This window comes from Rhodococcus sp. USK10, from assembly GCF_019378875.1.
GTDB lineage: Bacteria > Actinomycetota > Actinomycetes > Mycobacteriales > Mycobacteriaceae > Rhodococcus_F > Rhodococcus_F pseudokoreensis.
The window spans coordinates 6,264,353-6,278,354 of sequence record NZ_CP076048.1 but is presented as its reverse complement, the minus strand read 5'-3'; the positions used below and the strand labels follow the sequence as shown (position 1 = coordinate 6,278,354).

Genomic DNA, 14,002 nt, shown 5'->3' with positions numbered 1-14,002 from the left:
AGAACGAGGAGTCACCATGGACAACGAAGGCATCGGCTCGTGGCTCGAGCGCCGCATCACCATGACGCCGAAGAACGAGGCACTCGTCTTCGACGGACGAGCCGTCACCTACGAGGAGATGGCCCTGCGGACCCGCCGGCTCGCCCACGGCCTGCGCGCCCTCGGCGTCGAGAAGGGTGACTGCGTAGGCTTCTTCGGGTTCAACGACCCCGCGGCGCTCGAGGTGATGTTCGCCGCCGGGCTGCTCGGCGCCACGTACCTCCCGCTCAACGCCCGCCTCACCGCCGAAGAAGCGCGCTACGTCCTCGGCGATTCACGCTGCACCACAGTGATCTTCGGCGATCAGCAGGCGGACGTCGCACAGGAACTCTCGCGGTCGGAGTCCCCGGTCACCACCTGGATCGGGCTGACCGACTCGTGGTCCGCCCACACCTACGGGGGCGTGCGGACCGGGCAGCCCGACACCCCCATCGACGAGCAGGTGGGTCTCGACGACCTGTCGGTGCTCATGTACTCGTCGGGCACCACCGGCGCACCGAAGGGCGTCATGCTCAGCCACGGAAACATGCTGTGGAACGCCATGAACCAGCTTCTCGCCCAGGACATGACGTCGAAGGAACGCACACTGTCGGTGGCGCCGCTGTTCCACATCGGCGGCATCGGCGGGGCCGTCACACCGACGCTGCTGTCCGGGGGCACCGTCGTGCTGCTGCGCAAGTTCGACGCCGGCGCCGTCCTCGACACGATCGAGAAGGAACGCATCACCACGTTCTTCGCGGTCCCCACGATGATCCAGGAACTCTGGCACCACCCCCGGTTCGCGGGCGCCGACCTGTCCAGCCTGCGGGCCATCTGCGTCGCCGGGGCTCCCCTGCCCGAAGCGCTGATCTCGCCGTGGCAGGAACGCGGCGTCGCGATCGCGCAGGCCTACGGCCTGACGGAAACCGCGCCGTCGGTGACCATGCTGTCGGGGGACGACGTCCGCGCGAAGGTCGGATCGGCAGGCAAGCGGACGTTCTTCACCGACGTCGACGTCGTCCGCCCGGACGGGTCGAGCGCCGAACCCAACGAGATCGGTGAGATCGTCGCGAAGGGACCGAACGTGATGCTCGGCTACCTGAATCAGCCCGAGGCGACGGGTCGCACCATCGTGAACGGCTGGCTGCACACCGGCGACGCCGGCTACTTCGACGACGACGGCTTCCTCTTCATCTGCGACCGCTACAAGGACATGTACATCTCGGGCGGAGAGAACGTCTACCCCGCCGAGGTCGAGGCGGCGCTGCTGAAGCTGGACGGCGTGCGGGAGGCGGCGGTGATCGGCGTCCCGCACGAGAAGTGGGGCGAGACCGGCATGGCCTTCGTCGTCGCCACCGACGGCACCGCCCTCGACGAGGACACGGTGCGCACCCGGCTGCGAGAGAAGCTCGCGGGGTTCAAGATTCCCACGTTCATCCGGATGGCGGAGGGACTCCCCCGCACCGCGACCGGCAAGATCCGCAAACCGGACCTGCGAACCTCCGCCCGTGAGTACTTGTTAACGTCCCGCGGTTGACAAGTACTCACGGGCCGTGGGAGGTGCTGTCCGCGTGGACGCGGATGTACCCGGACGACGGCTACGCCGTATTCTGCCTGTCCGCAACGGGCGGGAGTGTGCAGTGCGCCAAGGGGCTCGTCCTGGGCGCGCATCATTCCTACGCCGACGCCCCGCCGCTCGACGTCCTGATCCACCCGGGCGGCCAGGGTACGCGACCGCAACTGCTGGACGACGCCCATCTCGGCTGGGTCCGCAGGCAGCGCGCCGAGGTCCCGCTGATGGCCAGCGTGTGCACGGGTGCCCTGGTCTACGCGAAAACCGGCCTGCTGAACGGCAGGCCGGCGACGACGCACTGGGCGTCACTGGAATTGCTGGCGGAGATCGATCCGAGCATCGTCGTGCGACCGGACGACCGCTTCGTCGACGACGGCGACGTGATCACCTCGGCAGGCGTGTCCGCGGGCATCGATGGCTTCGCCCCGTGAGTACTTGTTAACCGCCGGCGGTTAACAAGTACTCACGGGTGCGTCAGCGCACGACCGGCAGCGACACCCGGCTGGGGTACCGTGCCCCGGTGTGCACGCTCTGGTGGGCGACCACGAATTCGTCTGATGCGTAGGCGGATTCACCGGTGTTGAGGTTGCGGTCCCAGCGGGGGTGGTTGCTGGACGTCACCTGGACGCGGATGCGCTCACCGGGCTGGAACGTGACGGCCGTGGACCACAGGTCGATCGCGTACTCGTACACCTCCCCGGGCTCGAGCAGGCTCGGCTCGGCGGATGTGTACGCCCCCGGGGTCCGGTAGGAGTCGCGGTACCGGGCGCGCACCATGCCGTCGGTGAGCGTGATCGACGTGCCGTCCGCCGTGACCCGGCACAGCCTGACGACGAAGTCGGTGTCGACGGCACTGGACGACGCGAACAGTGTCGCGCACACCCGGCCGATCACCGTCAACGGCTCGGTGAGGACCTCGCCGGTGAACACGAGGACGTCGTCGCGGGATTCGACCCGGCTCTGTTCCAGTGCGCCGGGTGCGCACGTTCCCGGCATCATCGTCGCCCCACCGACCGTCGGCACCGGATCCGCCGGGTCGTAATCGTAGTCGACGCGTCCTTCCGTCTGTTCCGCTTCCGCGGCGAGGCTTCCGCCGAGGGCGAGGAACAGGTCCGCGGTGCGGGTGGGCTCCGGGAAGCGGTCGTACGTCCGCCACCGGTTTTCCCCCATCACGAAGATCCGGACCCGCGGCAGGTCGGGTTCCTCGTCGCCGAGCACCGCCGCGTACCACTGCGCGTGCACGGACGACAGGTCCTGACCCGAGTCGAGCACCGCCTGGTTGGCGGGACTGCCGAACACCACCGACCCGCCGAGCCCGGAGAAGTTGGTGTGACTCCACGGACCCACGATCAGGTACGGCGCGGGGGCCGCACCGGAATCACTGTGGGCGAGTTGGCCGAAGTACTGGTCGAGGGTGCTGTTGACGAAGATGTCGTACCACCCGCCGATGTGCAGCGTGGGGAGGTCGACGGACCGGTCGCTCGCGCTGTCCCACAGGTCGCGGCTGGGGTGGTCGATCGAGAATCCGAGCGATTCGACGATCGGCGACGCGAAGAACGCGGGGGCGTCGGCCGCCAGGTCGCGCAGGGGCAGGGCGTCGAAGAACGCGTCCTCGGACATCGCCCGATCGATCCGCGCCCACGACTCCCATTCACGTTCTGCGCGTGCCGGATCCGTGCGGGACAGTTTCGCGATCTCGGCCGGTCCGACCGACAGGTGCCCCCACCCGAGCCGGGCGCCGAATTCGACCGCACCTCCGCGCACGAGCCCGCCGGACCGCGCGTTGCCGCCAGCCGAGATTCCCGGGGCGATGCCGCGCAGGGCAGGCGGCTTCTCCTGGGCTGCGCGCCACTGGGTTTCGGCGAAGTAGGACCGTCCCCACATGCCGACGGCTCCGGTCGAGTACGGCAGTTCGGCGGCCCACTGCACGGTGTCGTAGCCGTCCGGGCCTTCGTTCTCGGACGGCACGAACTCGCCGTCGGAGCCGAACCGGCCGCGGACGTCCTGCATGATCACCACGAATCCGCCTGCCGCGACCGTGGTGGGGTTGAGGTAGCCGGAGTTGACGGACAGGTCGCGGCCGTACGGGGTGCGGGTGAGCAGCACCGGGAAGCGGCCGCGTGCATTCGGGCGGTAGACGGTCGAGCGGAGGACGACGCCGTCCCGCATCGTCGCCTCGACGTCGTTCTCGATCAGTACATCGTGTTTCACAGGTTTGGTCGCTTTCGACGGGAGGTGGGTCATTTGCCGAGGTCGGTGGTGCTGGTCCGGTAGGTTTCGCGGACCGTGAGGGTGGTGAGGGCGCTGACCAGGCAGCAGCCCGCGGTGAACACGGCCACCGGTATCCAGCCGTTCGATCCGGGCCGGACGAGGGTCGCGGCGATGGTGGGGGCGAATCCGGTGGCCACCAGGGCCAGCTGCCCGGAGATCGCCATGCCCGAGTACCGGATGCGCGTCTCGAACATCTCGGCGTACAGCGCGGGGCCGATGGCGTTGACGAGCGAGTAGCCGACCACCATCACGATGCACGCGGTGATCAGGATCAGGGCCGTCGAACGCTGGCTGATCGCCCAGAAGAACCCGGAGACGGAGACCGCGCAGACGAGGTTGCCGGTGATGAAGACCGGTTTGCGGCCGATCCGGTCGGCGAGAATCCCGGCGGCGGGTTGCGCGACGAGGGCGAGCGCGGCGGTGAGGACGGTGGCGCCCACCATGACGGTCCGGGGCACACCGGCTTCGTGGGTGCCCCACGACAGGGCGAAGGCGCTGAAGATGGTGGACACCACCGCGAACAGTCCGCAGCCCACGACCCGCAGCACGCTCGGCCAGTGGTCGCGGAAGATCACCTTCGCCGGCATCTCCTTCGGCCCGTCGGCGACCACGGCCTCCTCGAACACGTCGCTCTCGGGCAGCATCCGGCGGATCACGAGACCGGCGAGTGCGACGAACATGCTGAGCAGGAACGGGATACGCCATCCCCAGCCCAGGAAGGCGTCCTCGGGCAGCGCGGAGAACACGAGGACCACCAGCGACGCCAGCAGCATGCCGGCGGCCGCACCGGTGTTCACCCAGCTCGCCGCGAGCGCACGACGGCCTGCGGGTGCGTGTTCGAGGGCCAGGGACGCCGCTCCCGCCGACTCGCCGGCCGCCGACGCGCCCTGGACGGCCCGGAGCAGCACCAGCAGGATCGGCGCCGCGACGCCGATCGCCCCGTAGGTCGGCAAGCAGCCGATGAGGGACGTGGCCACGCCCATCATCACGAGCGTCACCACCAGCATCCGCTTGCGTCCGAGCGTGTCCCCGAAGTGCCCGAAGACGAGAGCCGCGAGTGGCCGGACGACGTACCCGATCCCGATGGTCGCCATCGACACGATGGTTCCCCAGAACGAACCGAGATCCGGGAAGAACAGGGTGTTGAACGCGAGCGCGGAGAAGGAGGCGTAGATGAAGAAGTCGTAGTACTCGAGGGTGCTGCCCACGAAGGAGGCCAGGGCGGCCCGGCGCGCGTGGGACGACCGGGCGCTCGTGTCGGCACGTAGGGCGCGGCCGTCGAATGTGGAAGTCATGTGGTTCCTACCTGAAAGTGAAGGGCTTCCGGGAGTTCGGAGAGGCCTCGAGGTGGGTGCGACATCGGGGACCGGGAGTTGTCCAGGTCACATCCGTTGCCGCCGAGGGAGACTCTGCCAAAGAAACCGATCACCGTCCAAGAGCAGTATCGGCAGTGATTGATAACCGATCTTTATTACTCGGTGCCCGGCGTCGGCAGTACCTCGGCGGCGAGGTCGAGAACCGTCTGCACGACGGGCGACACGGGACGGTCCGACCAGGCCAGCGCCGCCCGGACTTCGAATCGCCCGGCGTCGAGGGGGATCAGCACCACCCGATTGGGATACGTCTGCACGTCGCCGGGCACGAGCGCCACACCGACCCCTGCCGCGACGAGGGCGGTCAGGACGATGCCGTCGGTGGTCTCCTGCACGATGTTCGGCGTGAACCCGGCATCCCGGCACGCGGCGAGCAGATCCCGGCGGAGCGTGGATCCGGTGGCGGCGGGATTCGCGACGAACGGTTCCTCCTGCAGTTCCGCGAGGTCGATCGACTTCCGTTCGGCGAGTGGGTGATCGCTCGGGAGCAGCGCGCTGAGGTATTCCACCGAGATCTGCCGCGTGAGCACGTGGGGGTGCGAGACCGCGTCGGAGACGATCCCGAGGTCCAGTTGCCCCTCCCAGATCTCGTCGAGGATCTGGCCACTCACCGTCGCCCCCTCGAGGACGAGGTCGATCAGGGGGTACCGGCGGCGCACCGACCTTGCCAGAGAGGACAATTCGGTCTGTCCGTAGGCTCCGCTGAAGCCGACCCGGACGCGTCCCTCGACCTCCGGATCCGCGATCACCGCGGCATCGACGGCGCGGTCGATCCCGGCGAGGGCGTCCTTGCACGGCTGGAGGAAGCGCTCCCCCGCCGCGGTGAGCCGGACCGATCGCGTGGTGCGGTCGAACAGTTTCACACCGAGACGCTTCTCGAGTTGCTGCACCTGCTGGCTCACCGCCGGTTGCGCGATGTGCAGCACCTCGGCGGCCCGGCCGTAGTTGAGTTCCTCGGCGACCGCGACGAACGACTTCATCCAGCGGATTTCCACGGCCGGTCAGTCCACCACGAACACCGTGAGACGCACCTCGCCGGGCAGGCGTTCGCCGGTGCCGACGAGGATCCGCGAGCGCAGCCACGACCATCGGCCCTCGGCGGCGGTGAGCCGCGGTGTGCAGCGGAAGTAGATGCGATCGGCAGGCACGGGCTCGCCCGCGACCAGCCGGGCGATGTCTTCCGGGGTGCCCGAGCGGAGCCCGAAGTTGGTGACGTAGATCCGGTCGCCGTCGTCGGTCTCGATCGCGTACTTGGCCTCGAGTTCGGTGATCGTGGACGAGCTGAGCACCTGGAAGTCCGCTCCGGCCGGCAGCACGGTGCCGCGGAGTTCGGGACCCTCGACGCGCCCCCCGACGATGGGGATGATGCGGCGGGTGCCTTCGGGTGTGGATCCGATCTCCACCGGATCGGCGACCTGCACGACGAACGTGGCGAGGAACGACAGGCTGGGCGGGGCCGGGGCGAGCAGGTCGGTCATCGTGCCCTACTCGGGACGTGCGGGAAAGGCGATGCTCTGCAACGTGTCCCGCATCTGATTCACGACCGATTCGGGGATGCCCTCGAAATAGCGTCCGTGGGCGGCGTCGACGCGGGCCTTGGCGTCGTCGCGGAGCCGCCTGCCCTCGTCGGTCGCGGCGATCAGTTTGTTGCGGCGATCGGAGGGGTCGAGGGTGCGCACGACGAGTCCGCGTTCCTCGAGTTCGTCGACGAGTCCCACGATCTGGCTGGGGTCGAGGCCCATGGTGGCGGCCACTCCGCGCTGGTTGACGCCCTCGGCCTGTTCGCACGCGAGGACCAGCACCGAGTAGGACCGCACCCGCAGTCCGGTGGGAACGAGGGCCTTGTTCACCGAGCCCAGCACCATTCCGCCGACGCGGGAGAGCAGGAACCCGATGTCGTCCGATAACGCCTGCGCCTCTGTCATGCGACGACCCCCTTCCGATGAGTGTCGCTAGAGTAGCAGATCTTAATGATTGACTTTCTCAATCATCAATGATTACGTGTGATTCAGCGAACACGACCTTAGGAGAATCACGACATGGACCTCACCGACAAAGTCGCCGTCGTCACCGGCAGCGGACAGGGCCTCGGGCTCGCCTACGCCAAGGACCTGGCACGCCACGGCGCCGCGGTCGTGATCAACGACGTCAACCAGGCCACCGCCGACGCCGCCGTCGCCGAGATCACCGCCGCGGGCGGCCGCGCCGTCGCCGTCGTCGCCCCGGTCGGCAGCACCGAGACCGCTCGAGCCCTCGTCACGGGCGCGGTCGACGCCTTCGGCCGCCTCGACGTCATGGTCACCAACGCCGGCATCCTCCGCGACAAGGTGCTGTGGAAGATGACCGACGACGACTTCGACGCCGTCGTCGGCGTGCACCTGCGCGGCACGTTCACCTGCGTCCGTGAAGCGGTCCTGCGGTTCCGCGAACAGGGCGACGGTGGTCGCATCATCTGCATCGGCTCCCCCGCCGGCCAGCGCGGCAACTTCGGGCAGACCAACTACTCCGGCGCCAAGTCCGGCATCGTCGGCATGGTCCGCACGTGGGCGCTCGAACTGCAGCGCGCCGGCATCACCGCCAACGCCGTCTGCCCGGTCGCCGCGACCGCGATGACCGAGACCGTCCCGTTCCTCGCCCCCTACATCGAGGGCATGAAGAACGGCGAACCGCTGCCCGACATCATCCGTCGCGAGGTGGGGATGGGCACCCCCGACGACGCTGCGGGCATCATCTCGTTCCTCGCCTCCGACGCCGCGGCCGACATCACCGGACAGGCGTTCGCCGTCGGCGGCGACCGGCTCGCACTGTGGTCGCACCCCGAACTGACCGCGGTCGAGTACCACGACGGCGGCTGGTCGGCCGACGACATCGCCGCCCAGTGGACGGCCGCGTTCGGCGACTCCGTCCAGTCCGTCGGCGAGGAATTCCCCGAGGAGTTGATGGCCAAGTGAGCAGGTACGAGTACGGCATCGACTTCGACACGATCGACGCCATCGATATCCACACCCACGTCGAGATCGACGGCTGCGGACACCGGTCCCTCGACGACGAACTGATGGCCGCGTCCGAGAAATACTTCAAGTCCGGCGAGGAACGCACCCCGTCCATCGATGCGATCGCCGACCACTACCGGGCCCGCAACATGGCCGCGGTCGTGTTCACCGTCGACGCCGCCTCCGCCAGCGGACACGCCGCCAACTCTGTCGAAGAGATCGCCGAAGGCGCCGCCCGCCACAACGACGTCCTCATCCCGTTCGGCTCCGTCGACCCCTGGCAGGGCAAGGCCGCCGTCCGCCGCGTCCACCGCCTCGTCGACGACTTCGGCGTCAAGGGCTTCAAATTCCACCCCAGCATGCAGGGATTCGAACCGAACGACCGCCGGTTCTACCCGCTCTACGACGCCATCACCGAGGCCGGGGTCCCCGCCCTGTTCCACACCGGCCAGACCGGCATCGGCGCCGGCCTGCCCGGCGGACACGGCATCAAACTGCGCTACTCCGACCCGATGCTCCTCGACGACGTCGCCGCCGACTTCCCCGACCTCACCGTGATCATGGCCCACCCCGCCGTCCCGTGGGTCGACGCACAGATCTCCATCGCCACCCACAAGGCCAACGTCTACATCGACCTGTCCGGATGGTCGCCGAAGTACTTCCCGCCGCAGCTGGTCAAGGCCGCCAACAGCATGCTCCGCGGCAAGGTGCTCTTCGGATCCGACTTCCCCGTCATCCAGGTCGACCGCTGGATCACAGACTTCGAGAACCTCGACATCAAACCGGAGGTCGCACCGCTGATCTTCAAGCAGAACGCCCTGCGTGTTCTCGGTATCAAAGACTAGGAGCCCTGACATGAGCACCACCGCAGCCACCACCACCCGGGTCGCCACCCTCGCCGACCTCGCCGCGCTCGAGGGCACGTCGCTCGGCACCAGCTCGTGGATCGACATCCCGCAGCAGCGGATCGACACGTTCGCCGACGCCACCGGCGACCATCAGTGGATCCACGTCGACCCCGAACGCGCCCGGGCCGAGAGCCCGTTCGGCGGACCCATCGCCCACGGGTACCTCACGTTGTCGCTGATCATCCCCATGTGGGACGAGATCCTGACCGTCGACAGCGTGACGATGGCCGTCAACTACGGGCTGAACAAGGTCCGGTTCACCAACCCGGTGCCCGCCGAGGGACGTGTCCGGCTCAGCGCGACGCTGCAGTCCGTCGAGGAACTGCCCAAGGGCGGCGTCCAGGTGACGGTCGCGGGGCAGATCGAACTGGAGGGCAGCGAGCGACCCGCGGTAGTCGTCGAGGCCGTGTACCGCTTCTTCGAAACCCACCCGTGAGTACTTGTTAACGTCGGGCGGTTGATAAGTACTCACGGGCGGCGGAGCCGCACGACCTACTCGGGCGCCTGGTCGTCGGGCTCGACCTGCTCCTCCTGCTTGCGCTCGGACGCGTTGCCCGCGATTCCCTTCGCCTCGCGTTCGGCCGCCAGCCGGTCTTCCATGTCGTCGACGAGGTCTGCGATCCGCTGGTGTTCGGGGAGCTGATCGTGTCGATCCGGATTCGCCTTCATCACGCTCCTTCCGCCGGGTGCGACGTGCCGCAATCCTGCGACTCCTGGACGCACAATTCGAACTGTACGCCGCGGGCCCGGCGGAAGCGGGCATTCGTCACGGTACGAACTGGACGGCCGTCTTTCACACATTTCGGATCGTCGCCGAAACCCGTTGCCGAACAGCGTTTTACGAGGCAGCGATCCTCCAATGCCGCACTGCGCAACCTCATTTCGGGATCGACGCGGGCACCTCCACCGCGACGAGTAGGCGATGAATTCGATGCACAATCGACACCGTCTTGCGAGAACCCGCAGCCGGCACCTCGTACTCTGGACCGGTACCACCCGAAGGAGGACCGATATGCCAGCAGTCACCACACCGCACGTCTACGTTCATCGCGCCGGCGATCGGCTGAAAACCAAGATTTCCTGGTTGGATTCGAAGCACTCGTTCTCCTTCGGCCAGCACTACGACCCCGACAACACGCACCACGGACTGCTGCTCGTCAACAACGACGACACGGTGCTCCCCGGTCAGGGATTCGACACCCATCCGCACAAGGACATGGAGATCGTCACCTGGGTGCTGCGCGGCTCGCTCGTCCACCAGGACTCGATCGGCCACTCCGGCATCATCTATCCCGGCCTTGCGCAACGCATGAGCGCAGGCAAGGGCATCATGCATTCCGAGAAGAACGACAGTTGGCGCCTCGCCGGTGAGCAGCACCACGAGCCGGTGCATTTCGTCCAGATGTGGGTGGTACCCGACGAACCCGGACTCGCCCCGAGTTACGAACAACTCGAGATCGAGGACGAGATCCTCGAGGGCGGGCTGGTGCCCGTTGCGTCCGGAATGCCGGAATACAAGGACAATTCGGCGATCCGGATCAACAACAAGCACGCGGCGCTGCATGTCGCGCGAATCTTCCCCGGCGCACCGGTGACCCTTCCCGAAGCGCCGTTCCTCCACGTGTTCGTCGCCCGGGGCACCGCGGAGATGGAGGGTGTCGGCACCCTGTACGAGGGCGACGCCGTGCGGCTGAGTGCCTCCGGTGGCCAGCAGATCTCCTCCCACTCCGGCGCCGAGGTGCTCGTATGGGAGATGCACGCCCGCCTCGGCGGCTGAGTTCCCAGCAAGTTCACAGCCGGACGGAACGCCGCGCGCAGGTTCGTGCGCCACGATCGGGGGCACAGCCCGATCATGGAGAGGTATCCACAGTGAACAAGGACGTCGAGAAGAGCCGACTGCGCATCAGCCGCCGCCGCGCATTTGCGGTCGGGGGAACGGTGAGTCTGGGTGGGCTGATCGCCGCCTGCACCGGGAACGGGAGCAGCGGCACGGCGGCATCGGCCACGTCGACCGCGGCCGCTTCGAGCGCGACGCCGACGAGCGCCGACGCGGTGACGGCCCTGCTCGACCAGGCTCCGCAGTGCGTGATGGCCGTCGAGGAGACGCAGGGGCCGTACTGGTTCGACGTCGACTCCATCCGCAGCGACATCCGCGAAGACCGGCCGGGGACGAACCTGCAGCTCGCACTGCGGGTGCAGGACCTGACGAACTGTTCCGCGGACGGTTCCGCCGCGATCGTGAGCAATGCCGTCGTGGAGATCTGGCACTGCGACGCGGGCGGCGTGTACTCCGGCTTCGAGTCGGGTTCGAAGGCCGCGGACCTCAGCGGCAACAGCGCGCCCGGTGGCGGCGGCCAGCCGCCGCAAGGCGCACCCGGTGGTGGCGGACAGCCCCCGGCCGGTGGTCCCGGTGGACCCGGCGGACCCGGCGGCGACATGTCCGGCGGCTCGGGTGAGACGTCCGACGGCTCCTACAGCGTCGGCGACAGCGAGGCCACCACCACGGACGACGGCACGTACCTTCGCGGCGCCCAGACGACGGACGCGAACGGCATCGCCCAGTTCACGACCATCTTCCCCGGCTGGTACACCGGCCGGACCACGCACATCCATCTCAAGGTGCACATCGACAAGAAGACGGTGCTCACCACCCAGCTGTACTTCGACGAGGCCCTGCTCGACGAGGTGTACGCGACCGCGCCGTACTCCGACCACACCGGCCGGGAGAACAACGTGACCAACGCCACGGACGGCATCTACGACGACGCCGGCCTGCTGACCGTCGCCACGCAGTCGGACGGCTACCTCGCGGCGATCAACCTCGGCATCGACGTCTGACCGTTCCCCGGTCCTTTGTTTCGCCCTGAGCGCAGTGGTGGACCTGTCGGCGCGGAACGGTGTAAGGATGGAACGCATGACCACGGCTCAGCGCTCCGGCATCGACCTCACCCACCTCGACAGCGACACCCGCGCCCAGGACGACCTGTTCGTTCACGTGAACGGCAAGTGGATCGACGAATACGAGATTCCCGCGGACCGGGCGATCGACGGCGCGTTCCGCACGCTCTACGACAAGGCCGAGGTCGACGTCCAGAACATCATCGAGGAGGCGGCGGGCTCCGGCGCGACCCCGGGGACCGACGCGCAGCGCATCGGCGATCTGTACGGCAGCTTCATGGACGCAGACATCGTGGAGGCGGCGGGGCTCGCTCCGATCGCCGGGGAGCTCGCCGACGTGGCCTCGGCCGCCGACCGCTCCGTCCTCGCCGCCGTCATCGGGCGCCTGCAGCGCACGGGGGTCGGCGGGGCCGTCGGTCACTACGTCGACACGGACGCCAAGAACTCCGCGCGTTACCTGGTCCACTTCAGTCAGGCCGGCATCGGCCTGCCCGACGAGTCGTATTACCGCCAGGACAACCATGCGGAGATCCGCACCGCGTACGTGGCGCACATCGCGAAGATGTTCGCCCTCGCCGGTGTCGACTACGACGCGCAGCGCGTGTTCGACCTGGAAACGAAGATCGCGGCAGGCCATTGGGACGTCGTGAAGCGTCGCGACGCCGAGCTGAGCTACAACCTGCTCACCCTCGACCAGCTGCCCGCCGGGTTGGACTGGTCTTCGTGGATCGGCGCGCTCGGGGGCACGTCGGAGCAGTTCGCCGAGATCGTGGTCCGCCAGCCCGACTATCTCACCACCCTGACCGGGCTGTGGACGTCCGAGGATCTCGACGACTGGAAGGCGTGGGCGACGTGGAACGTCATCCGCTCCCGCGCCCCGTATCTCACGCAGGCGCTGGTCGAGGAGAATTTCGCGTTCTACGGCAAGACCCTGACCGGTGCCGAGGAGATTCGTGACCGCTGGAAGCGCGGGGTGTCCCTGGTCCAGGATCTGCTGGGCGAGGCCGTCGGCAAGCTGTACGTCGAGCGGCACTTCCCGGCGGACGCGAAGGCCCGCATGCAGGAACTCGTCGCGAACCTGCAGGAGGCGTACCGGCGCAACATCTCCGACCTGGACTGGATGAGCCCGGAGACCCGGCAGGCCGCGCTGCGCAAGCTGGAGAAGTTCACGCCGAAGATCGGGTACCCCGACAAGTGGCGGGACTACTCGGCCGTCACCATCTCCCGCGACGATCTGGTTGGCAACTACCGCAGCGGCTACGCGGCGGAGTACGACCGCGACCTCGCGAAGCTCGGTGGCCCGGTCGACCGCGACGAATGGTTCATGACACCGCAGACGGTCAACGCCTACTACAACCCTGGCATGAACGAAATCGTCTTTCCCGCAGCCATTCTGCAGCCGCCGTTCTTCGACGCCGCGGCCGACGACGCCGCCAACTACGGTGGTATCGGTGCCGTCATCGGTCACGAGATCGGCCACGGCTTCGACGATCAGGGCGCCAAGTACGACGGCGACGGCAACATGATCGACTGGTGGACCGACGACGACCGGACCGAGTTCGGCAAGCGCACGAAGGCGCTGATCGAGCAGTACAACGCGTTCGAGCCGAAGGCGCTGCCCGGGCACACGGTGAACGGCGAGTTCACCATTGGTGAGAACATCGGCGACCTCGGTGGTCTGTCCATCGCCATCGCCGCGTACCGGATCGCGACGGACGGGTCCGATCCGGAGGTCCTCGACGGCCTGACCGGGATCCAGCGGGTGTTCTTCGGCTGGGCGCAGGTGTGGCGCACCAAGGCCCGGGACGCGGAGGCACTCCGCCGGCTCGCCGTCGACCCGCACTCGCCGCCGGAGTTCCGCTGCAACGGCGTGATCCGCAACCTGGACACGTTCCACGACGCGTTCGACGTCCAGCCCGGCGACGCCCTGTATCTGGATCCGGAGAAGCGCGTCAAGATTTGGTAGCC

The 14,002-nt window shown here is 67.9% G+C and carries 14 protein-coding genes; 8 read left to right on the top strand and 6 right to left on the bottom strand.

What is annotated here, in order from left to right; all coding sequences use genetic code 11:
* The first annotated feature begins 16 nt into the window (after positions 1–16).
* Together couL and I1A62_RS35855 are read left to right on the top strand one after the other, a co-directional pair.
* On the top strand, positions 17–1,555 hold the full coding sequence (couL, locus tag I1A62_RS35860) for a p-hydroxycinnamoyl-CoA synthetase (protein ID WP_219456961.1): 1,539 nt from the start codon (positions 17–19) through the stop codon (positions 1,553–1,555).
* Entirely contained in the window at positions 1,552–2,022 is a 471-nt protein-coding gene (locus I1A62_RS35855; RefSeq protein WP_225858417.1) for a DJ-1/PfpI family protein, read from the top strand. The genes couL and I1A62_RS35855 overlap by 4 nt, the downstream gene beginning before the upstream one ends.
* A gap of 43 nt (positions 2,023–2,065) precedes the next feature.
* On the opposite strand, the gene I1A62_RS35850 is transcribed toward I1A62_RS35855, so the two are convergent.
* The 5 genes from I1A62_RS35850 to couR form a co-directional block, all read right to left on the bottom strand.
* Positions 2,066–3,835 carry a CocE/NonD family hydrolase gene (locus I1A62_RS35850; RefSeq protein ID WP_219456960.1) on the bottom strand — a complete coding sequence of 590 codons (1,770 nt, stop codon included), beginning with the start codon at positions 3,833–3,835 and terminating at the stop codon, positions 2,066–2,068.
* Positions 3,832–5,157, bottom strand: a complete 1,326-nt coding sequence (locus I1A62_RS35845) for an MFS transporter (RefSeq protein WP_219456958.1) — start codon at positions 5,155–5,157, stop codon at positions 3,832–3,834. The genes I1A62_RS35850 and I1A62_RS35845 overlap by 4 nt, the downstream gene beginning before the upstream one ends.
* A 176-nt stretch (positions 5,158–5,333) precedes the next feature.
* Positions 5,334–6,230 (bottom strand): LysR family transcriptional regulator, encoded by an 897-nt coding sequence (locus tag I1A62_RS35840; RefSeq protein ID WP_219456957.1) that lies wholly within the window; start codon positions 6,228–6,230, stop codon positions 5,334–5,336.
* 6 nt (positions 6,231–6,236) lie between these two features.
* Entirely contained in the window at positions 6,237–6,713 is a 477-nt protein-coding gene (locus I1A62_RS35835; RefSeq protein ID WP_219456955.1) for a DUF3237 domain-containing protein, read from the bottom strand.
* Positions 6,714–6,719: 6 nt separating this feature from the next.
* Positions 6,720–7,160 (bottom strand): MarR family transcriptional repressor CouR, encoded by a 441-nt coding sequence (gene couR / locus I1A62_RS35830; RefSeq protein WP_124395249.1) that lies wholly within the window; start codon positions 7,158–7,160, stop codon positions 6,720–6,722.
* A 114-nt stretch (positions 7,161–7,274) separates the two neighbouring features.
* On the opposite strand from couR, the gene couN reads away from it, so the two are divergent.
* From couN to couM, 3 genes are read left to right on the top strand one after another with little or no spacing between them, the layout of a single operon-like run.
* Positions 7,275–8,186 carry a 4-hydroxyphenyl-beta-hydroxyacyl-CoA dehydrogenase gene (gene couN, locus I1A62_RS35825; RefSeq protein WP_124395250.1) on the top strand — a complete coding sequence of 304 codons (912 nt, stop codon included), beginning with the start codon at positions 7,275–7,277 and terminating at the stop codon, positions 8,184–8,186.
* Entirely contained in the window at positions 8,183–9,073 is an 891-nt protein-coding gene (gene couO / locus I1A62_RS35820) for a 4-hydroxyphenyl-beta-ketoacyl-CoA hydrolase (RefSeq protein WP_219456952.1), read from the top strand. The genes couN and couO overlap by 4 nt, the downstream gene beginning before the upstream one ends.
* 10 nt (positions 9,074–9,083) lie before the next feature.
* Positions 9,084–9,572: a p-hydroxycinnamoyl-CoA hydratase gene (couM, locus tag I1A62_RS35815; protein WP_219456951.1), complete on the top strand. Its 489-nt coding sequence runs from the start codon at positions 9,084–9,086 to the stop codon at positions 9,570–9,572.
* A 56-nt stretch (positions 9,573–9,628) separates the two neighbouring features.
* On the opposite strand, the gene I1A62_RS35810 is transcribed toward couM, so the two are convergent.
* Positions 9,629–9,805, bottom strand: a complete 177-nt coding sequence (locus I1A62_RS35810; RefSeq protein ID WP_206006596.1) for a hypothetical protein — start codon at positions 9,803–9,805, stop codon at positions 9,629–9,631.
* Positions 9,806–10,148: 343 nt separating this feature from the next.
* Here I1A62_RS35810 and I1A62_RS35805 point away from each other — a divergent pair, with 343 nt between their 5' ends.
* The 3 genes from I1A62_RS35805 to I1A62_RS35795 all read left to right on the top strand — a co-directional run bounded on the left by I1A62_RS35805 (position 10,149) and on the right by I1A62_RS35795 (position 14,000).
* Positions 10,149–10,913, top strand: coding sequence for a pirin-like bicupin family protein (locus I1A62_RS35805; RefSeq protein ID WP_124395253.1), 765 nt, complete (start codon positions 10,149–10,151; stop codon positions 10,911–10,913).
* Between the two features lie 92 nt (positions 10,914–11,005).
* On the top strand, positions 11,006–11,974 hold the full coding sequence (locus tag I1A62_RS35800; protein ID WP_124395254.1) for an intradiol ring-cleavage dioxygenase: 969 nt from the start codon (positions 11,006–11,008) through the stop codon (positions 11,972–11,974).
* A 76-nt stretch (positions 11,975–12,050) separates the two neighbouring features.
* Complete coding sequence (locus I1A62_RS35795; RefSeq protein ID WP_124395255.1) at positions 12,051–14,000, top strand: M13 family metallopeptidase; 1,950 nt, start codon at positions 12,051–12,053, stop codon at positions 13,998–14,000.
* Positions 14,001–14,002 lie beyond the last annotated feature (2 nt).